Source organism: Actinoplanes ianthinogenes (assembly GCF_018324205.1).
Lineage (GTDB): Bacteria > Actinomycetota > Actinomycetes > Mycobacteriales > Micromonosporaceae > Actinoplanes > Actinoplanes ianthinogenes.
This window is the reverse complement of record NZ_AP023356.1, coordinates 9,811,320-9,834,468: the sequence shown is the minus strand read 5'-3', so window position 1 is coordinate 9,834,468 and position 23,149 is coordinate 9,811,320. Positions and strand designations below refer to the sequence as shown.

25 protein-coding genes and 1 pseudogene are annotated in these 23,149 nt (G+C 72.3%); 15 read left to right on the top strand and 11 right to left on the bottom strand.

Annotated features, from left to right (window positions below; genetic code table 11):
* The first annotated feature begins 27 nt into the window (after positions 1-27).
* From Aiant_RS45025 to Aiant_RS45000, 7 genes and pseudogenes are all read left to right on the top strand, one after another.
* Positions 28-924, top strand: a complete 897-nt coding sequence (locus Aiant_RS45025) for an ABC transporter ATP-binding protein (protein WP_189335390.1) — start codon at positions 28-30, stop codon at positions 922-924.
* A gap of 12 nt (positions 925-936) precedes the next feature.
* Positions 937-1,677, top strand: a complete 741-nt coding sequence (locus Aiant_RS45020) for an ABC transporter permease (RefSeq protein WP_189335391.1) — start codon at positions 937-939, stop codon at positions 1,675-1,677.
* Positions 1,678-1,682: 5 nt separating this feature from the next.
* Positions 1,683-2,951 (top strand): sensor histidine kinase, encoded by a 1,269-nt coding sequence (locus Aiant_RS45015; RefSeq protein ID WP_189335392.1) that lies wholly within the window; start codon positions 1,683-1,685, stop codon positions 2,949-2,951.
* On the top strand, positions 2,948-3,577 hold the full coding sequence (locus Aiant_RS45010; protein WP_189335393.1) for a response regulator: 630 nt from the start codon (positions 2,948-2,950) through the stop codon (positions 3,575-3,577). Before Aiant_RS45015 ends, Aiant_RS45010 begins: the two co-directional genes overlap by 4 nt.
* Positions 3,578-3,583: 6 nt before the next feature.
* A pseudogene (locus tag Aiant_RS47175) lies at positions 3,584-3,862 on the top strand (DUF1963 domain-containing protein); the annotation flags it as partial.
* On the top strand, positions 3,769-4,224 hold the full coding sequence (locus Aiant_RS45005) for a DUF1963 domain-containing protein (protein WP_189335394.1): 456 nt from the start codon (positions 3,769-3,771) through the stop codon (positions 4,222-4,224). The pseudogene Aiant_RS47175 and the gene Aiant_RS45005, both read left to right, overlap by 94 nt.
* A 41-nt stretch (positions 4,225-4,265) precedes the next feature.
* Complete coding sequence (locus Aiant_RS45000; RefSeq protein ID WP_189335395.1) at positions 4,266-4,688, top strand: VOC family protein; 423 nt, start codon at positions 4,266-4,268, stop codon at positions 4,686-4,688.
* On the opposite strand, the gene Aiant_RS44995 is transcribed toward Aiant_RS45000, so the two are convergent.
* Positions 4,643-5,899 (bottom strand): reverse transcriptase family protein, encoded by a 1,257-nt coding sequence (locus Aiant_RS44995; protein ID WP_189335396.1) that lies wholly within the window; start codon positions 5,897-5,899, stop codon positions 4,643-4,645. The two genes, Aiant_RS45000 and Aiant_RS44995, sit on opposite strands and share 46 nt — an antisense overlap.
* Positions 5,900-6,260: 361 nt before the next feature.
* On the opposite strand from Aiant_RS44995, the gene Aiant_RS44990 reads away from it, so the two are divergent.
* The 3 genes from Aiant_RS44990 (at position 6,261) to Aiant_RS44980 (ending at position 10,852) form a co-directional block, all read left to right on the top strand.
* On the top strand, positions 6,261-7,910 hold the full coding sequence (locus Aiant_RS44990; RefSeq protein WP_189335397.1) for a glycoside hydrolase family 99 protein: 1,650 nt from the start codon (positions 6,261-6,263) through the stop codon (positions 7,908-7,910).
* Between the two features lie 119 nt (positions 7,911-8,029).
* Entirely contained in the window at positions 8,030-10,426 is a 2,397-nt protein-coding gene (locus tag Aiant_RS44985; protein ID WP_212846861.1) for a carboxylesterase family protein, read from the top strand.
* 189 nt (positions 10,427-10,615) lie between these two features.
* The gene (locus Aiant_RS44980) at positions 10,616-10,852 is read left to right on the top strand and encodes a hypothetical protein (protein ID WP_189335398.1); all 237 of its coding nucleotides are present in this window, start codon (positions 10,616-10,618) and stop codon (positions 10,850-10,852) included.
* Positions 10,853-10,857: 5 nt separating this feature from the next.
* On the opposite strand, the gene Aiant_RS44975 is transcribed toward Aiant_RS44980, so the two are convergent.
* The 3 genes from Aiant_RS44975 to Aiant_RS44965 form a co-directional block, all read right to left on the bottom strand.
* Positions 10,858-11,322 (bottom strand): hypothetical protein, encoded by a 465-nt coding sequence (locus Aiant_RS44975; protein ID WP_189335399.1) that lies wholly within the window; start codon positions 11,320-11,322, stop codon positions 10,858-10,860.
* Positions 11,323-11,400: 78 nt separating this feature from the next.
* Positions 11,401-11,682 carry a hypothetical protein gene (locus tag Aiant_RS44970; protein WP_189335400.1) on the bottom strand — a complete coding sequence of 94 codons (282 nt, stop codon included), beginning with the start codon at positions 11,680-11,682 and terminating at the stop codon, positions 11,401-11,403.
* Between the two features lie 153 nt (positions 11,683-11,835).
* Positions 11,836-12,396, bottom strand: coding sequence for a nuclear transport factor 2 family protein (locus Aiant_RS44965; RefSeq protein ID WP_229831204.1), 561 nt, complete (start codon positions 12,394-12,396; stop codon positions 11,836-11,838).
* Between the two features lie 31 nt (positions 12,397-12,427).
* On the opposite strand from Aiant_RS44965, the gene Aiant_RS44960 reads away from it, so the two are divergent.
* Positions 12,428-13,393 carry a LysR family transcriptional regulator gene (locus Aiant_RS44960; protein ID WP_189335401.1) on the top strand — a complete coding sequence of 322 codons (966 nt, stop codon included), beginning with the start codon at positions 12,428-12,430 and terminating at the stop codon, positions 13,391-13,393.
* Here the strand turns inward: Aiant_RS44960 and Aiant_RS44955 are convergent.
* The 6 genes from Aiant_RS44955 to Aiant_RS44930 all read right to left on the bottom strand — a co-directional run bounded on the left by Aiant_RS44955 (position 13,390) and on the right by Aiant_RS44930 (position 17,736).
* Positions 13,390-14,052, bottom strand: a complete 663-nt coding sequence (locus Aiant_RS44955) for a DUF4097 family beta strand repeat-containing protein (protein ID WP_189335402.1) — start codon at positions 14,050-14,052, stop codon at positions 13,390-13,392. The genes Aiant_RS44960 and Aiant_RS44955 overlap by 4 nt on opposite strands.
* Before the next feature lie 53 nt (positions 14,053-14,105).
* The gene (locus tag Aiant_RS44950) at positions 14,106-14,876 is read right to left on the bottom strand and encodes a GNAT family N-acetyltransferase (RefSeq protein ID WP_189335403.1); all 771 of its coding nucleotides are present in this window, start codon (positions 14,874-14,876) and stop codon (positions 14,106-14,108) included.
* Between the two features lie 68 nt (positions 14,877-14,944).
* Positions 14,945-15,709, bottom strand: coding sequence for a class I SAM-dependent methyltransferase (locus Aiant_RS44945; protein ID WP_189335404.1), 765 nt, complete (start codon positions 15,707-15,709; stop codon positions 14,945-14,947).
* A 24-nt stretch (positions 15,710-15,733) separates the two neighbouring features.
* Positions 15,734-16,729, bottom strand: a complete 996-nt coding sequence (locus Aiant_RS44940) for a hypothetical protein (protein WP_189335405.1) — start codon at positions 16,727-16,729, stop codon at positions 15,734-15,736.
* A gap of 67 nt (positions 16,730-16,796) precedes the next feature.
* Complete coding sequence (locus Aiant_RS44935) at positions 16,797-17,246, bottom strand: Rieske (2Fe-2S) protein (RefSeq protein WP_189335406.1); 450 nt, start codon at positions 17,244-17,246, stop codon at positions 16,797-16,799.
* A 46-nt stretch (positions 17,247-17,292) separates the two neighbouring features.
* The gene (locus tag Aiant_RS44930; protein WP_189335407.1) at positions 17,293-17,736 is read right to left on the bottom strand and encodes an Lrp/AsnC family transcriptional regulator; all 444 of its coding nucleotides are present in this window, start codon (positions 17,734-17,736) and stop codon (positions 17,293-17,295) included.
* Between the two features lie 131 nt (positions 17,737-17,867).
* Here Aiant_RS44930 and Aiant_RS44925 point away from each other — a divergent pair, with 131 nt between their 5' ends.
* Genes Aiant_RS44925 through Aiant_RS44910 form a run of 4 tightly spaced genes read left to right on the top strand, consistent with a single transcriptional unit; the run spans position 17,868 to position 21,884 of the window.
* Positions 17,868-18,947 carry a thiamine pyrophosphate-dependent enzyme gene (locus Aiant_RS44925; protein WP_189335408.1) on the top strand — a complete coding sequence of 360 codons (1,080 nt, stop codon included), beginning with the start codon at positions 17,868-17,870 and terminating at the stop codon, positions 18,945-18,947.
* Positions 18,947-19,939, top strand: coding sequence for an alpha-ketoacid dehydrogenase subunit beta (locus tag Aiant_RS44920; RefSeq protein ID WP_189335409.1), 993 nt, complete (start codon positions 18,947-18,949; stop codon positions 19,937-19,939). The genes Aiant_RS44925 and Aiant_RS44920 overlap by 1 nt, the downstream gene beginning before the upstream one ends.
* Positions 19,939-21,186 carry a dihydrolipoamide acetyltransferase family protein gene (locus tag Aiant_RS44915; RefSeq protein WP_189335410.1) on the top strand — a complete coding sequence of 416 codons (1,248 nt, stop codon included), beginning with the start codon at positions 19,939-19,941 and terminating at the stop codon, positions 21,184-21,186. The genes Aiant_RS44920 and Aiant_RS44915 overlap by 1 nt, the downstream gene beginning before the upstream one ends.
* On the top strand, positions 21,183-21,884 hold the full coding sequence (locus Aiant_RS44910) for a lipoyl protein ligase domain-containing protein (protein WP_189335411.1): 702 nt from the start codon (positions 21,183-21,185) through the stop codon (positions 21,882-21,884). The genes Aiant_RS44915 and Aiant_RS44910 overlap by 4 nt, the downstream gene beginning before the upstream one ends.
* Here the strand turns inward: Aiant_RS44910 and Aiant_RS44905 are convergent.
* Positions 21,877-23,145: a serine hydrolase domain-containing protein gene (locus tag Aiant_RS44905; protein ID WP_189335412.1), complete on the bottom strand. Its 1,269-nt coding sequence runs from the start codon at positions 23,143-23,145 to the stop codon at positions 21,877-21,879. The two genes, Aiant_RS44910 and Aiant_RS44905, sit on opposite strands and share 8 nt — an antisense overlap.
* Positions 23,146-23,149 lie beyond the last annotated feature (4 nt).

Genomic DNA, 23,149 nt, shown 5'->3' with positions numbered 1-23,149 from the left:
CCGGCCCCCGGCGGCAGGCTGATGGGCATGGCGATCATCGAGGTAGACGGCCTCATCAAGCGCTACGGCGAGCACACCGCGGTCGACGGGGTCGGCTTCGCCGTCGAGCCCGGCGAGATCTTCGGCATCCTGGGCCCCAACGGGGCCGGCAAGACCACCACCGTGGAGTGCGTCGAGGGCCTGCGCAGGGCCGACGGCGGCACCATCACGGTGTGCGGCATCGACGCGCAGCACGACGGCGACCGGCTGCGCCAGGTGCTCGGCGCCCAGCTGCAGCAGAGCGAGCTGCCCGACAAGCTGACGGTCGGCGAGGCGATGGAGCTGTACAGCTCGTTCTATCGCGAGCCGGCCGACTGGCGGGAGCTGATCGACACCCTCGACCTGACCGGCAAGCTCGGCGCGCAGTTCCGCAAGCTGTCCGGCGGCCAGAAACAGCGGCTGTCGATCGCGCTCGCCCTGGTCGGCAACCCGCAGGTGGCCGTGCTCGACGAGGTCACCACCGGCCTCGACCCGCAGGCCCGCCGCGACGCCTGGGAGCTGATCGAGCGGATCCGGGCGCGAGGCGTGACCATCCTGCTGGTCACCCACTTCATGGAGGAGGCCGAGCGGCTCTGCGACCGGCTCGCGGTGATCGACGCCGGCCGGCTGGTCGCCGTGGACACCCCGGCCGGGCTGATCGCCCGGGTCGACGACCGGCGGCGGATCCGGTTCCGGCCGTCCGCGCCGCTGGACCACGCCCTGCTCACCGCGCTGCCCGAGGTCGTCTCGGTGCAACGGGCCGGCCACCAGCTGGTGGTGACCGGCACCGGCAACGTGCTGCTCGCCGTCACCGGCGTGCTGGCCCGGGAACAGATCACCGCCGGTGACCTGCGGGTCGAGCAGACCACTCTCGACGACGCGTTCGTCGCACTCACCGGCCGCTGAGGGGAATCCGACATGTCCGCACTGACCAGACTCACCGTCACCGAGACCAAGCTGTTCCTTCGCGAGCCGATCGTGGTGTTCTTCGCGGTCACCTTCGCCCCGCTGCTGCTGACCATCCTCGGCCTGGTGCCGTCGATGCGCGAGCCGGTCGCCGAGCTCGGCGGCCTGCGGATGATCGACGTGTACCTGCCGATCATCGTGGCCATGGGCATCGCCCTGTTCGCCCTCAGCGGCCTGTCCCAACTGTTCGCCTCCTATCGGGAGAAGGGCGTGCTGCGCCGGCTGCGGACCACCCCGGTCCAGCCGGTTGTCATGATCGGGGCGCAACTGCTGATGGCCACCGTCTTCTCGGTGCTCACCATGCTCGTGATGCTGGCCATCGGGCGGCTGGCCTTCGACGTTTCGCTGCCCGGCCAGGTGGCCGCCTACCTGCTCACCTATCTGCTGGTGGCCCTCGCCCTGTTCGCGATCGGCCTGCTGGTCGCCGCAGTGGCGCCGACCGCCCGCAGCGCCGGCGCCATCGGCTCCCTGGTCTTCTTCCCGCTGATGTTCTTCGCCGGGCTGTGGCTGCCCCGCGCCACCATGAACGACATTTTGCGTACGATCAGCGACGTGACCCCACTCGGCGCGGGCGTGCAGGCTCTGCAGGACGCCACCGCCGGCCATTGGCCGCAGCCGCTGCACCTGATCGTCCTGCTGGGGTGGACGGTCGTCGCCGGTGGACTCGCCGCCCGCTGGTTCCGCTGGGAGTGACTCCGGTGAGCATCGAGGCGGAGCTGCGCGAGGAGTTCGACCGCTGGGAGACCCGGCAGAACCTCGCCTTCCGGCTGGCGCCGTACTTCCTGCTGGCGGTCAGCGTGATCATCACGCTGCTGCAGCAGCCGGCCCGGCTCGCGACCGTCCTCGTGCTCTCGGCGTCGGCGGCGCTCTGGCTGCTCTGGTTCCACACGTTGCACCCGCGGTGGCACGGCAACCCCGGGCTGATGGGCTTCTACTACACCGGGCTGGTGGCGCTCACCGCCGGCCTGGTGGCCATCGCCCCCTGGTACGGCTTCTTCGCGTTCGTCGGCTACCCGCAGGCCGTCCATTACCTGACCGGCCGCTGGCGCTACGTCGGCGCGGCGGCCACCGCGACCGTCTCGGCGGCGGCCTTCCTGGGCGGGCTGGCGAACATCCGTGCCGACAACCTGTGGCTGGCCTGGCTGGCCGTCGGGGCGATCTCCGCGATGCTGGCCGGCGCCATCTTCTACTTCAACGAGATGACCAGCCACCGCCACGACATGCAGCGACAGGCGCTGGTCGCCCTGCACGAGGCCAACGCCAAACTGGAGGCCGCGCTCACCGAGAACGCCGGGCTGCAGGCCCAGCTGATGGTGCAGGCCAGGGAGGCCGGGGTGCTCGACGAGCGGCAGCGGATGGCCCGGGAGATCCACGACACCCTCGCGCAGGGACTGGCCGGGATCCTGACCCAGTTGCAGGCCGCGAAGCAGATCCTGGATCGGCCGGACAGCGTGCGGGAGCACCTGACGACGGCGATCGACCTGGCCCGGGACAGTCTCACCGAGGCGCGGCAGACCGTGCACGCGGTGCAGCCGGCGGCGCTGGCCGAGGCCCGGTTGCCGGAGGCGATCAGCGAGGTGGCGCGGCGCTGGTCCGAGGTCAGCAGGATCGCCGCGGTGCTGACCACCACCGGCGATCCGCGGCCGATGCACGCGGATGTCGAGGTGACGCTACTGCGGGTGGCCCAGGAGGCGCTGGCGAACGTGGCGAAGCACGCGCAGGCCGGGAGGGTTGGACTCACCCTCTCCTACATGGCGGATCTGGTCACGCTGGACGTGGTGGACGACGGGGTCGGCTTCGACCCGGATCGGCGGACGCGCGCCACCAGCGCCGGGGGATACGGGCTGGCCGGGATGCGGCAGCGGGTGCAGCGCCTGGCCGGCCGCCTGGACATCGAGTCCGAGCCCGGCGGCGGCACCGCGATCTCGGCCAGCGTTCCTGCCATTCCCGTTGGAGGCACGGAGTGATCTCTTTGTTGATCGTCGATGACCACCCGGTGGTCCGCAACGGCCTGCGCGGCATGTTCAGCGCCGACCCGCGCTTCGAGGTCCTCGGCGAAGCCGGTGACGGCGCCGAAGCGGTGACTGCCGCCGAACACCTGCGCCCCGACGTCATCCTGATGGACCTGCGCATGCCGAACACCGACGGCGTCTCCGCGATCCGCGAGCTGACCCGCCGCGGCCTGCCCGCCCGCGTGCTGGTCCTGACCACGTACGACACCGACAGCGACGTGCTGCCCGCGATCGAGGCCGGCGCCACCGGCTATCTGCTCAAGGACGCCCCGGAGGACGAACTCTTCCGCGCCGTCGAAGCCGCCGCCCGCGGTCACGCCGTCCTGTCCCCGGCTGTGGCCACTCGCCTGCTGGGCCAGATGCGCCAGCCCGCCGCCGAGCCCCTCTCCCAGCGCGAACTCGAAGTCCTCGACCTGGTCGCCCAGGGCCGGACCAACCGCGAGGCCGCCAAACAGTTGTTCATCAGCGAGGCCACGGTGAAAACCCATCTGATCCACATCTACGCCAAACTCGAGGTCGGCGACCGCGCCGCCGCCGTCGCGACCGCCTTCACCCGGGGTTACCTCAAACCGCGGCCGTAGCGGATCATGATGGTCGTGAATGATTGGCGCACCGAGCTTCCCGCCCTCGTCCGTGCCGCCCTCCCCGCGCATGTGGCGGACGCCTTCGACCGGCTGCCGCTGCGGCCGGCGATCCAGCTCCGGACCGCGCTGCCGGGCGATCCGGTGGCCGGGCAGCTCGGCGGCGAGGCGCCGTTGCCGGTCGGCCAGGAGTGGCCGCTGCTGCCCGGCGGCGAACCGATGACCTTCGTGGCCGGCCTGGACTGCGCCGCCCTGAGCGCCTACGACGCCGACGTGCAGCTGCCCGAGGACGGCACACTTCTGTTCTTCCTGCCGGAGCTGGAGAGTGTGGACTGGACCGCATCGTCCGGACCTACCGCGGATACGGCTCGGATCATCAGGTCGGCGGCTACTCCGACGCCTTCCAGGCCGCGCTGGAGGTCAGCGCCGCGTACCGTACCTATCCGGTCGCGGCCGGCACCCACGGATACGAGGACCCGGCCTTCCTCGACGAGGCCCGGCAGTGGGTCACCCTGTTCCAGCTCGACGAGGACGACAACGCCCGGATGATCTGGGGCGACGGCGGCCTGGCGATGTGGGCGATCCGCCGCACCGACCTGGCCGCCCGCGATTTCACCGCCGCCTACTTCACCATCGACAGCCACTGAGGACGAGTCCGAGGATGGAGGCGAACGTGCGGCCCATCGGCATGACGTTACAGATCCCGGTCGGCGACATCGGAACCGGCCGCCGCTTCTATGCCACCTTGTTCGGCCGGGACCCGGATTTCGCGCCGCACGACGACTTCCTGGAGTGGCGTGTCCTGCCCGGGGCCGAATTGTGGTGGCAGGTGGTGGCGATGCCCGGAGCGTTCCGGCCCCTGACCACCCGCGTCCGGCTCCGCGTCGACGACGTGCACGCCGCCGTGCGGCGGGCCGAGTCCGAACTGGGCGTGTCCGTCGCACCGGTAACCACGTTGCCCGGAGTCGTGCGCTTCACCGACTTCGACGACCCGTGGGGCAACCATCTCGGCTTCTACGAGGACATCGTGCCCAGCGACGAGCAGCCGGAGCCGGGCGGCAGCGCTCACGACGACCGGCTGTTCGAGACGGACGACGGGCCGCGGGGCTGATCGCCGGCTGTCCGGGCCAGCAGCTGGTGCAGTTTCGCGGCGCGGGACGGGTGGTGATGCGACATCCAGGCGACGCGGCCGGCCAGGTGGGCGGCGAAATCCGGGTGGTTGTCGCGGTTCGCGGCGGCGAGCCCGTGTACCGCGGCGTTGTGCAGGATGGCCCGCAGGGTGTCGTAGTCCTTGCGGGACGCGGCCGGGTGGGCGTTGACGACGAGGCCGGTCAGCGACTGCCGCTGCGACTGCCGCCGGACCCGGGTCTTGCCGGGGTGGATCCGGAAGCCCTCCTCGCCGGTGATCTGCCCGGCCAGGGTGACCAGCCGGGCGATGCCGGTGCTGTCGAGCGTGCCGGAGAAGGCCAGGTCGTCGGCGTAGCGACCGTAGGTCAGGCCGAACCGGCCGGCGAGTCCACTCAGGCGCCGGTCCAGCCGGAACGCGCACAGGTTGGCGAGCGCGGGCGAGGTCGGCGCCCCCTGCGGCAGGTGCGGCTGCCGCAGCAGCGCGGCGAGGTGCGGATCGGGGGCGGCGCGCAGGACGCGGGCGGGTGTCCGGGTGGTGGTCAGGGCGGTGAGCGCGTGGGCGACCGGCTCGGGATAGCCGATGCCACGGAACAGTCCGTAGATCCGGGCCGCGGTGATGCTGGAGAAGAACGCGCGCAGGTCCAGGCTGATCAGCACGGCCTGACCGGCGTGCGCCCGGGCGAAGGTGTGTGTGCCCCGGCCGGGCACGAAACCGTGGACGCTGTCATGGACGGGCACCCTGGAGAGGATCCGGTCGAGCAGCCGGCGTTGCATCGTGCGGAGGCGGGGTTTCGGCGCCTCGATCAAACGGTGCGGCAGCCAGGCGTACCGGAAATGGCGCAGTTTCTCGTCGCGGGCCTGACGGTTGATCTCGCGGCGGTCGGCGAACCAGTCGAGGGCGTCGCCGTCAACGCCCAGGAAGGCGGCGAGCTCCGCGAGGTCGTTGATGGGCGGGGCGCCCCACCGCATCCGGACGACCCGGGTCGGCGTCATCAGGCGACGGCGCACCCTCGTCCGCGGGATGCCGCCCCGGTTGGTCAGGAACCGGCAGAGCTCCCGAGGGCGGTCCGCGGGCGCGCGGGGATAGGCCCGCAGGACGGCGTCGACCAGGCGGCGTGCCCACCGGGCGCGGCCCCGGACCACCGTGCGCACGACCGCCGTCATCCGCTCGGGCTGCCAGTCCACCGTGAGCATGGCGTCCGCCAGGGCGCCGGCGACCTTGTCCGGCGGCTGGGCGGCAGCGTGCCCCGACGATGCCCGGTCGTGCCTGCGCCGTGCTGCGCGAAGCGCTGACGCGCGCCGGCGATGCGCTGCGGTAGTCAATCCTGCGTCCTCGGGGTTACCCCGAAGAGCCCTCGCCGCCGGGAACGGCGTGCGACGGCCAGCTCGGGACACGCTGCCACCGGGCCAGCATAGGGCAGTGCGTGGACTATCGGGTGACGTCGAGCGGGCGGCACGCTATCTAAATATTTCAAAGGTTCGTCCAAGTGTTGCGTGCATGTGTCGCGCGCTGTCACGATGTCCGTCGATATCTCCGGCCTGACTGGGAGCCCCCATGACCGTGTCCCGCCGCACCGTGCTGTCCTCCGCCGCCCTCGTCCCCGCCGCCGTGGCCTTGACCGGCGCCCAGCCCGCCTCCGCCGCCTCCCCGCCCGGCGACGTCGTCGGCAAGATCAGCGTCGGTTATCAGGGCTGGTTCGCCTGCCCGGGCGACGGGGCGCCGATCGGCGGCTGGTGGCACTGGAGCAGGGACCGGTTCCAGCCACCGTCGCCGAGCAACACCACGATCGTGAGCTGGCCGGACGTGCGGGACTACACGCACACCTACCCGACGGCGTACCCGAACCTCGGCAGCGGGCAGCCGGCCGCGCTCTTCTCCTCCTATGACCAGCAGACCGTCGACGTCCACTTCGACTGGATGCGGACCTACGCCATCGACACCGCGGCGCTCCAGCGGTTCAACCCGTTCGGCGACGAGGGACCGACCCGCGACGCGATGGCGCAGAAGGTGCGCGCCGCGGCCGAGCGGACCGGCCGCAAGTTCTACATCATGTACGACGTCAGCGGCTGGTCGGCCATGCAGGCCGAGCTCAAGACCGACTGGACGAGCAAGATGTCGGTGCACACCGCTTCCGGGGCCTACGCCCGGCAGAACGGCAAACCGGTCGTCTGCATCTGGGGCTTCGGCTTCAACGACACCAACCACGACTTCAGCCCGGCCGCCTGCCTCGACGTGATCAACTGGTTCAAGGCGCAGGGCTGTTACGTGATCGGCGGCGTGCCGACGTACTGGCGGGAAGGCAAGAACGACAGCCGGGCCGGGTTCCTCGACGTCTACCACGCCTTCCACATGCTCTCGCCGTGGATGGTCGGCCGGACCGGCGACCTGGCCGGGCTCGACTGGTTCTACACCAACGTGAACACCGCCGACCAGGCCGACTGCAACGCCCACGGCATCGATTACCAGCCGTGCGTGCTGCCCGGTGACCTGTCGGCCGGGCACCGCCGGCACGGCGACTACTACTGGCGCAGCGTCTACAACATGGTCCGGCTCGGCGCCCAGGGCCTCTACGTGTCGATGTTCGACGAGTTCAACGAGGGCAACCAGATCGCCAAGACCGCCGAGACGCCCGCGTCGGCGCCGCCCGGCATCCGGACGCTCGACGAGGACGGCACGGCCTGCTCCGCCGACTACTACCTGCGGATCACCACGGACGCCGGGAAAATGCTCAAAGGCCAGATTCCCCTGACTTCCGTACGCCCAACGCCGCCGACCACCGGCACCAAGCCGCCACCGGTCACCGACCTGGCCCGCGGCCGCAGCACGTCGGCCAGCGGATACACCCAGGTCTACGCTCCCGGCAACGCGGTCGACGGCAACGACGCGACGTACTGGGAGAGCGTCAACAACGCCTTCCCGCAGTGGATCCAGGTCGACCTGGGCGCCGCGGTCACGGTCAGCCGGCTGGTCCTGAAGCTCCCGCCGTCCTGGGGCGCCCGCACCCAGACCCTGGCCGTCACCGGCAGCACCAACGGCTCCACCTTCACCACCCTGTCGGCCGCCGCCGGTCGCACCTTCGACCCGTCCTCGGCGAACACCACCACGGTCACCGTCCCGGCCACCGCCACCCGATACCTGCGGATCACCTTCAGCGGGAACACCGGCTGGCCGGCCGGCCAGCTGTCCGCCCTCGAGGTCTACTGAGTTCCGGAACCTCGACAGAATGAACACAACGGCCGACGTCGATCGGCCGCGGGACACAGTGGTGGACACCGCCCGGCGGCACTCCGGCCGCCGGGCCCCGACGAGGAGGGCCCATCACCGTGAAGGTCGGACTTCTGCTGGCAGGGCTCCTGGTGGCGCCCGCACCAGCAGCCCCGGGCAGTGCACCCGGAACGATCGTGGACACGCCGGTGCGGACCACCGGCTGCGGCGCCCGGCCGCCCGCGACATCCAGCACCCGCACCATCCCGAGCGGCGGGATCAGCCGGACCTATCTGCTGCACCTGCCGGACGGCTACCGGGCCGGCCGGCCCACACCGGTCGTGCTGTCCTTCCACGGGCGCACCCGCACCAGCGCGTACCAGGAAGAACTCACCCAGATGGACCGGCTGGACGCGATCGTCGCCTATCCGCAGGGCACCATCGGCTCGGACGGCGAGCCGTCGTTCCAGGGCGCGCCCTACTCGTCCGGCGCCGACGACGTGCTGTTCACCAGCGACCTGCTCAACGACCTGCAACGCCGGCTGTGCGTCGACCCGGCCCGGATCTACGTCGCCGGCAAGTCGAACGGCGGCGGCTTCGCCGGGCTGCTGGCCTGCCGGATGGCCGGGCGGATCGCCGCGTCCGCCCAGGTCAGCGGGGCATTTTATCCGCAGGGAGGCACCTGTCAGCCGATGCGGCCGACGCCGATCCTGGAGTTCCACGGCACGGCGGACGGCACCATCCCGTACGACGGCAATCCCGCCAAGGGACTCCCGTCGATCCCTTCGTGGCTCGGTGCCTGGGCCGTACGCAACAGGTGTTCCGGCGATCCGGTGCCGAGCGTGCCCGCCACCGGGGTGACCAAGCTGACCTGGCCGGGGTGTGCCGCGCCGGTCGAGCACTACCGGATCGACGGCCTCGGCCACACCTGGCCGAGCACCACGCCCAACCCGGACTCGGCCACGCCCACGGTGATCGACGCGACCCCGATCATCGCCAAGTTCTTCGCCGACCACCCGCTGGCGACCCGGCCGGTGGCCCGGACCGACGCCGGCACGATCCGCGGGGTCACCGTCCGCGGCGTCGAGCAGTTCCTCGGCGTCCGGTACGCGGCCGCACCGACCGGCGCGCTGCGCTTCCGCGATCCGCAGCCGGTGCCGCCCTGGACCGGCCTGCGTGACACGGCCGTGCTCGGCGCGAACTGCCCGCAGGGCAACCGGGGCAGTGAGGACTGCCTGTTCCTCAACATCTACCGACCGGCCGGGACGCGGCCCGGCGACCGGCTGCCGGTGTTCTTCTGGATCCACGGCGGCGGGTTCACCGGCGGCTCCGGCGACGACGACGGCAGCGCCCTGGCCACGGCCAACCACATGATCGTGGTGACCATCAACTACCGGCTCGGCGCGCTCGGCTTCCTCGCCGACCCGGCGCTGTCCCGCGCCGACGGCTCCTCGGGCAACTACGGGCTGCTCGACCAGCAGGCCGCGCTGCGCTGGGTGCACCGCAACGCGCCGGCGATCGGCGCCGACGCCGGCAAGGTGACCATCGGCGGCGAGTCGGCCGGCGGCGGCTCGGTCTGCGCGCTGCTGGCCTCGCCGACGGCCGCCGGGCTGTTCCGGGGCGCGGTGATCGAGTCCGACGACTGCTCGCACGACGTCGATCGGCTGAGCTGGGCACAGCAGCGCGGGGCGGCCGTCGTCACCGCTGTGGGTTGCGGTGCGGCGGCCGACGTCGCGGCCTGTTTGCGTACGACCCCCGCGGCCGACCTGGTGGCCAAGACGTCGTACATCGCGCCGAACGTCAGCGGCCGGGTGCTGCCGATGCTGCCGGCGACCGCGATCGCCCGCGGCCGGTGGAACCGGGTGCCGGTGCTGATCGGTAGCAACCGGGAGGAGGGCCGCTCGTTCAGCACGTTCGCGACCGGCTACGACGACGCGGCCTACCGCGCCTGGCTGACCACCGGCCCGGACTGGCCGCCGGTGGCGGGCACCGTCCGGTTCGGCCCGGAGGTGGCGGCGCGGATCGCCGAGGCCTACCCGATCACGAGGTTCACCGGCGCGTACCCGGCGGCGTACGCGATCGGGCAGGTGCTGACCGACAGCGGCACGCGCGGGCTCGGCGGCTGCACCCAGCTGACCGTGGCGCGTTCCCTGGCGCGGCAGACGCCGACCTACTACTACCAGTTCGAGGACCCGGCGCCGCCACGGCTGTCGGACACCCCGGCCGACTACGACTACGCTGCCTCGCACGCGTACGAGCTGGCGTACCTGTGGCGGCCGGACACCGCCTCGATGAGCGGCGCGCAGCGGCAGCTGTCCGCCGAGATGATCCGGCGGTGGGGCACCTTCGTCACCCGCGGTGTCCCGCAGGACTGGCCGGCGCTGCGCCCGGCCGGCGGGTCGGCGCTGTCGCTGCGGCCCGGCGGGGCCTCCCGCCCGGTGCCGGTCCGGACGGTCAGCGACGAGCACCACTGTGCGCTGTGGAAGGACGTCCTGGGGTTCGGCCCCACCGCCTAGGTTTCAGCGGTCGTCGCAACACCTGACCCGTTCAGGAGTTGCCCTGCCCGAGCCACGTCGTCCGCATGAGTCGGCAGGTGCCGGTCCGGATCAAGTGAGGCGCTTCCTGTCCGAGGAAGGGCGCATCCGGACCGGCTCCGCGACAGGAGTCCGCGCTCAGACCCGAACCGGTGTGCTTTATTTAGGCTCATGAGTGAGACACGGGCCGTCGAGGATCTTTGCGATGAGTTGCGCCGACAGGCTGGCACGGCCGGCCGCGTAGATCTCTGGGTTCCCGATGAGCTGACGATCGGCAACGCACCCGAACCGAAGAACCCGACGGGTCTCGGCATGGCGTTCATCGTCGACACCGCGCTGTCGCTGGGCCTCTGGCCGGACGGATTCACCCAGGGCGACGGCGGGCGGACCTACCACTACCGTGCATAGGCAGCTCACGCACCTGCCGCGGTCCGCCTCCGGATCCGGCGGCAGCCTTGGGTTACCGCATCGGTGAGAGCGACCGCGGCGAACGCCCAGCCGGCGGCCCGCAGCCACCAGTTGCCGTGACCCGCGGCGAAGCCGAGACCGACGACGACGTACAGGAGATCCACCCACCACGGGAACAGCCCTCGGCCGCCTGGGTCAGTGGCCACCTGCCTGAACGGATCCCTGCCGATGGCGCTGGTGAAGGCCGCGCCCAATTGGATTCGACTGAAAGTGCCGCGCCGGACGGCGTCGGCGACTGTCGGCAGCACACTGGCCACGCCGGCCAGTTCGGCCTCGGAGAGCGTCGCCACCAAGGGGCGTGGCGGCCCGGTGCGGAGGATCAGCTCGACCATCCCGCCGGTGCGCTCGGAAACAGCCCAGACATCGGCTGGTCCTTCGTCCCGGCAATGGCGATCGACGTGGCTCGACACGGTCGAAGAGTAGCGGCACCCGGCCATTCGCCTGCCGCCGTGGCCCGCGTCCTTCCGCGACAGGGCTGACGGTGCGGGTCAGTGGAACGGCGTCCATCGTCGTGACGTCTCGTCGTAGCGGGCCACGGTGCCGGCGTCGATCGCGCTCAGCCGCACCCACTCGTCGTCGGGATTCCACTCGGTGCCGCTGGTCGACATGGCGAACATCGGGCTCGGCGCCCAACTCAGCAGTACTCGGTCGCCGTCGACACCGGCGACCCAGCCGAGAAACTCGCGGCCGTCGAGCAGAGTGAAACCGACCTTGTCTCCGGTGTCGACGCAGCTTTCCAGGGCGTCGCGCAGCATGGGTTCCGCCGTCATCCGACGATGATGGCGCTGTCGTGGCCGGAGGGCCAGGACAGCAGGATTTCACGCCGTGCTCCGGCCTCATGATCGGCAGCGGATGCCCGTGCCCTGGCCCGGCAGAGCGCACGCCCTCAGGTTCGGCGAAGGGGCAGCTGGATGACAAGCTCGCTACACCTGGGCGCCGAAGATGGCCTTGGGCTCGCCGGTGTACCAGACGTTCTCGATCCGCATCGAGGTCACCAGCCAGCGGCGGCCGGCGCGGCTCAGGTCGACGTCGTAAAGGTTCTTGAGCAGGGCGAACGTGGTGTGGTCCGCGGTTAGCAGGTGCTGGGCCTCGACGACGGCGGTGAGCCGGGCGCGGTCGCCGTCGAGGCGTACGCGGGGGTTGGTGACGACGTGGGTGGTGTCCACCCGGCCGCGGAAACCGTCCAGGATGGTGTCGGTGATGCTGTCCCGGCCGGTCATCAGCGGCACCTCGCCGCCCCATCGGGACGCCGCCGGGCGGAAGTCCAGCTCGGCGGCGTCGGCGAACGCGGAGGCGAGCAGGTCGCGGTCCTGGAGGTCCTGGCCGAGGCCGAAGCGATAGAGCGCGTCGATCACCTCGGTGCGGTCGCGCAGCTCGGCGAGGAGCCCCGCGGTGTCGGTGGCGGCGAGGGCGTGGTGGTCGGTGACGTACATGTCCTCACCGTCGTCGATCGGGCCGCGCCGAACAACGCCGCGTTCTGCCATGCTCGGTAAGCGTGGCTTGACGATGGCGGGGATGCCGGTGGAGTGGTTCGAGATCGAGACGTTCCTGACGCTCGCCGAGGAGCTGCACTTCGGCCGGACCGCCGAGCGGCTGGGCCGGACCAAGGCCCGGGTCAGCCAGACCATCCAGGTGCTGGAACGGCGGGTGGGTGTCCCACTGTTCGAGCGGACCAGCCGGCGGGTGACCCTCACCCCGACCGGCCGCCGTCTCACCGAGGATCTGCGGCCCGCCTACGAGCAGGTCAACGCGGCGATGGCGCGGGCCGTGGCGGACGGTCGGGGTCTGGCCGGCACGCTCACCGTCGGGTTCGTCGGCGCAGCGACCGGGCAGCTGGTGGTGCGCGCCGCCGAGGAGTTCCGGCGGCGGCACGCTGACTGCGAGGTCCGGCTGCGTGAGGTGCAGGTGGGCGGCGCGGTCGAGCGGCTGCGCGCCGATGAGGTCGACCTGTTGTTCGGCTGCTTCCCGATCGAGGGACCGGACCTGACCAGCGGCCCGGCCGTGCTGACCGAGGCGCGGATGCTGGCCGTGCCGGCCCGGCACCGGTTCGCCGGCCGGGCGTCGATCGCGATCGCGGACCTCGTCCGGGAGCGGCTGGTCGTCGCCCCGTGCTCGATCCCGGCCGGACCGCGACCGTCCGCGGAGGAGGGACTGGCCGGACCGCGCCCGTCCGCGGAGGAGGGACCGGCCGGACCGCGCCCGTCCGCGGAGGAGGGACCGGCCGGACCGCGCCCGTCCGCCGAGGAGGGACCGGCCGGGCCGGCCGCGGAGACCTTCCAGGAGGTGCTCGCCCTGGTCGGCGCGGGACAGGGCGTCTTCGTGGTGGGCGCGCACGTCACCCGGTTCTATGCCCGGCCCGACGTCGCGTACGTGCTGATCCACGACGCGCCGCCGTTGCGATGGGGACCGGTGTGGCGCACGGTCCGGGCGACCGCGCGGGTCCGTGCCTTCGTCGACGCGGCCGCCGGCCTGCCCGCCTAGAGGCTGCGGGCGACGATGTCGCCGTACGACGTGGTGGCGCGGATCTCCAGCTCCGCGTCGCCGTCGTTCTTCAGGCTGTTGTCGACGCGGCCGTAACCGGTGCCGGCGTCCAGGGCGGCCGAGACCCCGTGCGCCGCGGTCACCGACACGTCGCCCATCTGGGTGCTCAGCACGACCGTGCCGCGGCCGGCCTCGGCGATCCGGATGTCGCCCTGCCCGGTGCTGATCTCGGCCGGGCCGGTCAGCCGGCCGACCGCGACGTCACCGCCCGAGGTGGCGACCCGGACCCGGGTGGCCTCGCCGATGGTGATCGTGGCCTGCGCGCCCTCGAAGGCCACGTCACCGAACCGGCCCTCGGCCCGGAACCCGGCACACGCGGATTTCGCCTCGACCCGCGAACCGGCCGGCAGCAGCACCGTCACCTCGATCGACCCGGACGGGCCGAAGGGTTGGTTCCTGGCCGTGGCCTCGATCCGCAGCAGGCCGTCGGCGAACTCGACCCGGGCCTGTTCGGCGACTCTGACGTCGCGCGCCTTCGCGGGATCGGCCGGGCGGACCTCGACCGCGGTGTCGGCGCGCTCGGTGGCGATCACGTGGATGTGCCCGGCCGGGATGTCGAGGACGGCGGCGATCGGGGCGGGGGTGGTGAAGTTCTGCATGGTGCTCTCCTGCGCTGGTGAGTTTCTGATGGGGGGACGCATTCATTGCCGGATCAGGGCAGCGTGAGCTCGTAGAGGCGGGTGCTCCGGACGAGCCGGAAGCCGAGATGGGCCCGGGTGGCGAGCAGGCCCGCATCGTCCTCGGCGGTGGCCGCCTCGATCTCGGTGACGTCCGGGTGGACCTCGCGCAGCCGCTGGATCAGGGCGGCACTCACCCAGCGGCCCAGCCGTCGGCCGCGGTGCCCGGGGAGCACGGCCGGACCGTACTGGCGGGCGCGCCGGGCGGCCAGCACGCCGACGACCGCCACGGAATACGCCGCCAGGTCACCGCCCGCCTCGGCGGCGGTCAGCACGGTGTTGCCCGGACCGCTCGGGCTCCGCAGCAGCTCCTCGACGTGCGGGCTGCCGGGCAGGTCACCGGTCCAGTGCGTCAGCCGGTAACCGGGGTGCTCGGCGTCGACCAGCTCGCCCAGCCACGCCTGGTGCACGTCGCAGTACGTGAGCAGGTGGCGGCGCCGGGACCGGGTGTGCCGGAACCCGTGCCACCGGCAGAACGCTTCCCCCGGCGAGTCCACGACCACGTCCGCGAGCAGCAGCGGCTCGGTGGCCTGCTCCCGGACCGCGGTCAGCAGGCGGGAGCCGATGCCGCGCCGCCGCCACTGCGGTCCGACGTACAGGCTCAGCTCGGGGACGTCCGGTCGCAGGGCCGGGACCGGCCACAACGCGGCCGTGCCGGCCACCGCGTCCGGCTCGGCGACCGCCTGCCACCGCGCGACCCCGGGCGGCCCCGAGATCGGCACGACGTCGATCGAAGGTTCACTCACGGACCTACGATCGTCGCGGCCCCCGCCGGGAACAATGCGAAAGATCGCACCGTCGCTTAAGGTCTCGGTTATCGTTCCGGGCCGGGCGCGGTGGCGGTGGCGAACACGCGCCGCAGCGAGTCGAAGGTCTCCAGCGAGCGCCGCCCCTCGGCCTGCAGGGACCGCACCGCCGGGTCCGAGCCGGGCGCCGCGAGCGCCGCCTCCCACATCACCCGCTCGGCCTCGCGCCACACCGGCCGCTCGTGCACCCGGACGTCGGTGAAGCCGGCCTCGGGCAGATCCCGCTGAAGGTGCACCGCCTTGATCCGCGGCGGCACCCGGTCGTCCGCCGGATCGACGGCCTCCCAGCAGGTCAGGGCGAGCCGGCCGCCGGGTTTCAGGAGCCGAGCGAACTCGCGCAGCGCGGCCACCGGCGGCTCACCGAACTGCACCGCGTCCACGCACATCAGCCCGTCCGCGGCACCGCCGGGCAGGCCGGTCGCCAGCAGCGTCCCGACCCGGAACTCGGCCCGGCCGGCGGGCAGCCGCCGGGCGCCGATCGACCGGGCCTGCTCCACGGCCACCGCGGAGAAGTCCACGCCGATCAGGCGGGCGCCGGTCCGCCGGGCGACCTCGATCCCGTACGCCCCGCGGCCGCACGCCACGTCGAGCAGCAGCCCGCCCGCCGGCAGGCGCAGCTCCTCGGTCACCTCGGCGAGACCTGGCCCGGTGAGCGTGCCGACGTCCTGAAGCTCCGGCGGCAGTCCCATGGCCCGGATGATGATCGCGTCCCGGGCGGGTGAGGCGACCATGTCGCCGTACCACTGATCGAAATACGCGGCGTCAGGCATCATGCCGCGCACTGTACTGACCGTCGGTCAGCGGATCGGGGCGGTGGTGTCGACGCTCCACGGGATCGCCGGGTTCAGCTCGGGGATCGTGGCGAGCCCGATCGGCAGCTCGCCGCCGGTGGCCGCGGCCGGGCGGCGGAAGGCGAACGTGTGCGTCACGCTGCCGCCGGCCGGGGGTGCGGCGACCGTGACGCTGAACGAGTCCGGCTCGGCGGTCGTCTTCGGCCAGTCGCCGGTGCGGCGCAGGCCCGCCGGTGGGTAGAACAGCAGGCTGACCTGCCGGGGGACGGCGCCGCGGCGGTGCGTGACGGTCACGTCGACCGTGCCGTACCGGTAACCGTGGTCCGGCGGCCCGAGGGTCAGCGGGCCGGCGCTCACCCGGGTCTCGGTCACGTGCGGGTTGACCGGCATCCGGGTCGGGCCGCTGACCTGGACGAAGCGGTCGTGGCGCAGGGCGTACCCGCGGGTCTGCCAGATCTGCGGGGTGGCGTCGGCGCAGCAGCGCTGGTAGTCCGCGACCGGTGCGGTGACCACGCCGGTGTCACCGACCCGGACGCCGGCGTTGCGGATGTCGCGGACCTCGCCGGTGGTGGCGGCCACCCGGCCCAGCAAGACGATGGCCCCGGCCGGGTCGCGGTCGTAGGCGACGATCTGCTTGCTGCCGCCCTCGATCAGGCAGCCCAGCACCACGATCGTCTCGTCCACCCCGTCGTGGTCGACGTCGCCGTACGTCACCGCCAGGATCGTGACCGTGTCACCGTACGGTGGCCGGCCGTCGGGCACGGTCCGCGGCTCGACCGGCGCCTCGCCGAGGTGGAAGCGCACCCTGCCGGACGGGCCCTGCAGGTCGTCGGCCGGCCAGGCCGGGACGTCCAGAGTGGCCTCACGCAGCACGGACAGGGGGATGCGGCCGTCCGGTGCGGCCTGCGCCCGCGCAGCGGGCGGTGACATGGCGAGGGGGAGGGATGCCGCCACGATGACGACGGCGGCGGCCAGCATGCGGGGAGCCCGGAGAGAGTCCATGGTGCTGACATTCTGGGGCAGAAGGGGCCGTTGAGCGCCGCACTTCCGGGTAATTCACCCGAATTGGTCAGGCCGCCACGATGCTGCCGCCGGACTCCTTGACGGCCGTCTCGGTCAGCGGTTTCTGCGCGGGCCCACCGGTCGGCGCGCCGGTGGCGATGTCGAACGTGCTGTTGTGGCACTTGCACCTGATCAGCTTGTCGGCCACCTCGGCGACTTTGCAGCCCTGATGCGTGCAGACGTTGCTGAACGCCTTGAACGTCCCCGCCTCCGGCTGCGTCACCACCAGCGTGTCGGTGATCAGCCCGCCACCGACCGGCACATCCGACGCCTTGGCCAGGGCGGCGCCGCCGGAGGAGGGGGCGGCGGTGGTCGTCGCCTCGGTGGCGGGCGCCGTCGTCGCGCTGGTCCCGGTGTCCCCGCCGCCGGTGGTGTCGTCGTCTTTCGAACCGCACCCGGCCAGCACCGCTCCCGCCCCGACGGCACCGAGCACCGCCCGCCGATTCACACCGCTCATGTCGCCCCGCCTCTCCTGACTGTTTCGTGCGGAATTCTACTGAAGATCACGCCGGGGGTTCGAACTCTTCGAACACCAGCAGGGTCCGCGTGTTGACCACGCCCGGCATGCCCTGGATCTCGTCGAGGACCAGCCGCCGCAGGTCCGCGTTGTCCTTCGCCCGCACCAGCAGGATCACGTCGAACTCGCCGCCGACCAGCGCGATGTGCACCACCCCGGGCAGCCGGCGCAGCAGCTCGCCGACCGGCCGCCAGTCCGCCTGGTGCAGGTTCACCGTCACGTACGCCGACGTGCCCATCCCGGCGGCCACGTGGTCGATGTCGGCGCGGAAGCCGCGGATCACGTTGGTCTCGCGCAGCCGCTGCACCCGGGCGTACGCGTTGGCCCGCGAGATGTGCAGCGTCTCGGCGAGCTGCCGGATCGGCATCCGCCCGTCCCGGCCGAGCTCGGCGAGGATCCGCTGATCGATGTCGTCGAGACCGCTGACCACCTGTCTTCAACTCCCTGTCCGATCGGCCGCCCGGCTGGACGTTTGGCTCTCCACGGGCTCCCGTGGAACGCAATCTTCTCGATCTGTCCCAGGATATGGAACATTCGTGACGCGGGACACACGATATCGGCATGACGCCTGACCCACGCCGGCTCTTGCCGTCCGACACCCCCGTGACCCTCATCGACCCCGACGGGAAAGCCGTCGGCGTCGTTCCGGACGACGCCACCCTGCTCCGCTCGCTCGGGGCGCTGATCACCGCTCGCCGGCTCAACGATCAGGCGTACGCCCTGGTCCGGCAGGGCCGGCTGGCCGTCTACCCGTCCTCGCACGGCCAGGAGGCGTGCCAGGTCGCGGCCGCGCAGGTCCTCGACGCGGACGACTGGCTGTTCCCGACATACCGCGACACGGTCGCCGCGGTGGTCAAGGGGGTCGACCCGGTCGAGGCGCTCAGCCTGCTCAAGGGTGACTGGCACTGTGGGTACGACCCGACCGAGCACCGGGTCGCCCCGCACACCACGCCGCTGGCCACCCAGCTGCCGCACGCGGTCGGCGTGGCGCACGCGGCCCGGCTGCGCGACGAGCCGACCGTGGTGATGGCGATGTGCGGCGACGGCGGCACCAGCGAGGGTGATTTCCACGAGGCGCTCAACTTCGCCGCGGTCTTCCAGGCCCCGGTGGTCTTCTTCGTGCAGAACAACGAGTACGCGATCAGCGTCCCGCTGTCCCGCCAGACCCACGCGCCGTCGCTCGCGCACAAGGGCGTCGGATACGGCATGCCCGGCGAGCGGGTCGACGGCAACGACATGGCCGCCCTGCTCACCGTGCTCGGCGCCGCGGTGGCCCGGGCCCGCGCCGGCGAGGGCCCGCAGCTCGTCGAGGCGCACACCTACCGGATGCAGGCGCACACCAACGCCGACGACGCCACCCGATACCGCGACGAGGCCGACGTGGCCGCCTGGCTGCCCCGCGACCCGATCACCCGCCTCCAGACCTACCTGCGCGACCGCGGCGCGCTGACCGCCGACGTCGAGTCCGGTTTCACGGCCGAGGCCGAGCGTGCGGCGGCACACCTGCGCGACGGTCTCAACCAGGACATCACCCCCAACCCCCAAGACCTCTTTGCGTACGTCTACGCGCGCCCCACCGCGCAACTGCGTGAGCAGGAAGCCCTGATCGCGGACGAGCTGAGCCGGGAAGGAGCCCAGTGATGACCACCGTCGTGCACGAGAAGCTGTCCATGGCGCAGGCCCTCAACCAGGCGCTGCGGGACGCCATGGCCGAGGACCCGTCGGTGGTGCTGTTCGGCGAGGACGTCGGCGCGCTCGGCGGCGTCTTCCGGATCACCGACGGGCTGACCGCCGAGTTCGGGGAGAAGCGCTGCTTCGACACGCCCCTCGCGGAGTCCGGGATCGTCGGGATGGCCGTCGGGATGGCGATGAACGGCATGCGCCCGATCGTCGAGATGCAGTTCGACGCGTTCGCCTACCCGGCGTTCGAGCAGATCGTCAGCCACGTCGCGAAGATGCGGAACCGCACCCGGGGCCGGGTGCCGCTGCCGATGGTGATCCGGGTCCCGTACGCCGGTGGCATCGGCGGGGTCGAGCACCACTGCGACTCGTCGGAGGCGTACTACGCGCACACGCCCGGCCTCCAGGTGGTCGCGCCGGCCACGCCGACCGACGCGTACGCGCTGCTGCGGGCCGCGATCGCGAACCCGGACCCGGTCGTCTTCCTGGAGCCTAAGAAGCTCTACTGGAGCAAGGAGGAGATCGAGTTCCCGGTCGTGGCGCCCGGCATCGGGACCGCGGTGGTCCGCCGGTCCGGGACCGACGCGACGCTCATCGCGTACGGCCCGAGCCTGCCCGTGGCGATCGAGGCCGCCGAGGTCGCCGCCACCGAGGGCCGCAGTCTCCAGGTGGTCGACCTGCGCTCGATCGTCCCGTTCGACGACGAGACGGTGTGCGCCGCGGTCCGCTCCACCGGCCGCGCCGTGGTGATCACCGAGTCGGCCGGGTTCGCCGGAGTCGCCGCGGAGATCGCCGCCCGGGTGACCGAACGCTGCTTCACCAGCCTGGCCGCGCCGGTCCGGCGGGTCACCGGGTTCGACATCCCGTACCCGCCGCCGAAGCTGGAGCACTTCCAGCTGCCCGGCGTGGACCGGGTGCTCGACGCCGTCGACGACCTGAACTGGGAGCAGTGATGACCACGAAGACCTTCGTGCTGCCGGATCTGGGCGAGGGCCTCACCGAGGCGGAGGTGGTGCAGTGGCTGGTTGCCGAGGGTGACGAGGTCGCGGTGGACCAGAGCATCGCCGAGGTGGAAACGGCGAAGTCCGTGGTGGAGGTGCCGTCGCCGTACGCCGGACGGGTGTGCACGCTGCACGCGAAAGCGGGCAGCACGCTCGCCGTCGGCGAACCTCTGATCAGCGTGGAAGCGGCCTCCTCGCCGGCGGCCGACGCCTACCGGGAGGAGGAGCGGGCCGGCTCCGGCAACGTCCTCGTCGGATACGGCACCAGCGACACGCCGGCCCGGCACCGGCACCGCCGTCCCCGGCCTCGCGCCGCGACCGGTGCTCCGGCCGTTACCGGTTCTCCGGCCGCGACCGGGTCAGGGCGGCCGCCGCAAGTGATCTCGCCGCTGGTGCGCAACCTCGCCCGCAGCAACGGCGTCGACCTGACCACGGTGGAGCCGACCGGCCGGGGTGGCGTGATCACCCGCGCCGACGTGGAACGGGCGATGGTCAAGCCCGCTGCGGCCGCCGCGGCCACCGGGGAGCGCCGGACCCCGCTGACCGGGTTCCGCAAGGCCGCGACGGCCGCGTTGAGCCGCAGCCGCGCCGAGATCCCGGAGGCGACCGTCTGGGTCGACGTGGACGCCACCGCGCTGTGGCGGCTGCGGGAGAGCAACCCGGACGGTCCCGGCCTGCTCGCCTACCTGGCCCGCTTCACCGTCGCCGCGCTGCGCGCCTACCCGGTGCTCAACGCCCGGTTCGACGCCGAGCGCCAGGAGATCGTCGAGTACGACCGGATCGACCTGGGCATCGCGGTGCAGGGCGAGCGCGGCCTGGTCGTGCCGGCGGTGCTCGGCGCGGAGTCGATGACCACCACCCGGCTCGGCGAGGAGATCCGCCGGGTGACCGCGGCCGCCCGGGCCGGTAAGGCCACCGCTCAGGAGCTGGCGGCCGGCACGTTCACGCTCAACAACTACGGCAATCTGGGAGTTGACGGCAGCGCGGCGATCATCAATCACCCGCAGGTGGCGATCCTCGGCTTCGGCCGGATGCTCGATCGGCCGTGGGTGGTCGACGGCGAGCTCTGCGTTCGTAAGATCACGCAGATGAGCTTCGTCTTCGATCACCGGGTCTGCGACGGCGGCACGGCGGCCGGCTTCATGCGCAGCGTCGCCGACGCGATCGAGAACCCGGCCTCGGCGATCGCCCGCCTGTGATCCTGGTCGACGCCGGCGACGGCGACCCGGACTTCGACGCCGCCCTCGGGCCGCTGCTGCTGCGGCACGGCATCGGCGACGCCGTGGACATCGTGCGGGTCTACTCGCCGGCGCCGACCGCGGCGTTCAGCCGCCGCGACACGCTGCGTCCCGGTTACCAGCGGGCCGTCGCCGCCGTCCGCTCGGCCGGGTTCGCCCCGGTGGTCCGGCCGCAGGGTGGCAGCCTCGCCGCCCAGCATCGGGGCAGCGTGATCATCGACCACGTGCACCGGTCCGGGCCGCAGCCGCCGGACCCGGCCGGGCGGTTCCAGCACTTCGCCGCCATGCACGCCGCGATGCTCGCCCGGCTCGGTGTCGACGCCCACGTCGGCGCGGTCCCGGGGGAGTACTGCCCGGGCGAGTACAGCATCAACGACGGCTCGGCGAAGCTCGCCGGGTCGGCGCAGCGGATCACCCGGGACGGCTGGCTGTTCAGCACGGTGATCCAGGTGACCGGCTCGGCCGTGCTGCGCGGGGCGCTGCTCACGGCGTACGCCGCATTGGGTTATGAATTCGATCCGGCGACCGTGGGGGCCATCGCGGACCGCGCCCCGGCAGTGACCGTGGAAGGGGTCCGGGCGGCTGTCCTGGACGCTTATGGACTGATCGGCCCGCCGGTCGCCCTGCCATCGTGGATGGCGACCGGTCCGCTCAGCTAGCTCCAGGTCCGACCGTGGCCGCGGCCAGGCGCTGGAACTCGTCGGCGGCGCCGTTGAACAGGAAGTCCACGGTCTGGGTGAGGGCGATCGCGGTGAGGTCGCGGTTCGGGTCGGTGAACCAGACGGTGCCGTATCCGCCCTCCCAGCCGTAGCGGCCGGGCTCGGAGACGGCGTCCGGCACGACGCTGACGGCCATGCCGTATCCCCAGCCGCGGCCCTGGAGCGGGAACGCGCCGGCCTCGGCGAGTTGCCGGGTGGTCAGATGGTTGGTGGTCAGCAGCCGTACCGATGCGGGCGACAGCAGCCGCCGGCCGTGGTGGACGCCCCGGTCGCGCAGGAACCGGCTGAAGGCGGCGTAGTCGTCGATTGTCGTGGCCAGCCCGGCGGCGCCGGACGGGAAGGCGGGCGGCCGGGCCCACTCCTCCGGCCGGGAGCCGGGCTGCGGCGTGAGCTGTCCGGTGGCCGGGTCGGTCGCGTACAGGCCGGGGAGCCGGTGCGCCTCGGCGGGTGGCAGCGAGAAGCCGGTGTGGTCCATGCCCAGCGGCTGGAAGATCCGCCGGCGCAGGAACTCGCCGAGCGGCTGGCCGGCGGCCCGGGCGATCAGCACGCCGAGCACCAGCGAGCCGGTGTTGTACTGCCACCGGGTGCCGGGCTGGCACATCAGCGGCAGCGTGCCGAACCGCCGGATCCACTCGTCGGGGCCGAGCGGCGTACGCGGATCCGGTTGCGCGAGCACCAGCTGCAACTCGTCGGCCCTGGTGATGATCGGGTACGGCGGCTGCACCTCGGGTTCGAAGATGATGCCGTGCCCCATCCGGAAGGTCAGCAGGTCCTCCACCGTGATCGGGCGCACCGCCGGGACGGTCTGATCGAGCGGCGCGTCGAGCCGGGTGAGGACACGCCGGTCGGCCAGCGCCGGGAGGAGCCGGTCGACCGGCTGGTCCAGGGCCAGCCGGCCGTCCTCGACGAGCATCATGGCGGCCGCCGCGACGATCGGTTTGGTCAGCGAGGCGATCCGGAACGGCGTGCCGCGGCGCAACGGCTCGGTGCTGTCGAGCGCCACGGTCCCGACGGTGCCGACGTGCCGGCGCCCGCGGTGTTCGACCAGATAGACGGCACCGACCAGGTCGCCCCGCGCGACGCGGGCCGCCATCGCGTCGTGCAGGGCGGCGATCCCGGTCCGCCAGGGCGTGCCGGCGCCGGTGGTCATCGTCGCCACCGCGGCGGCGCCGGCGCCGGTGAGCAGTGTTCGTCGGTGCATTGCT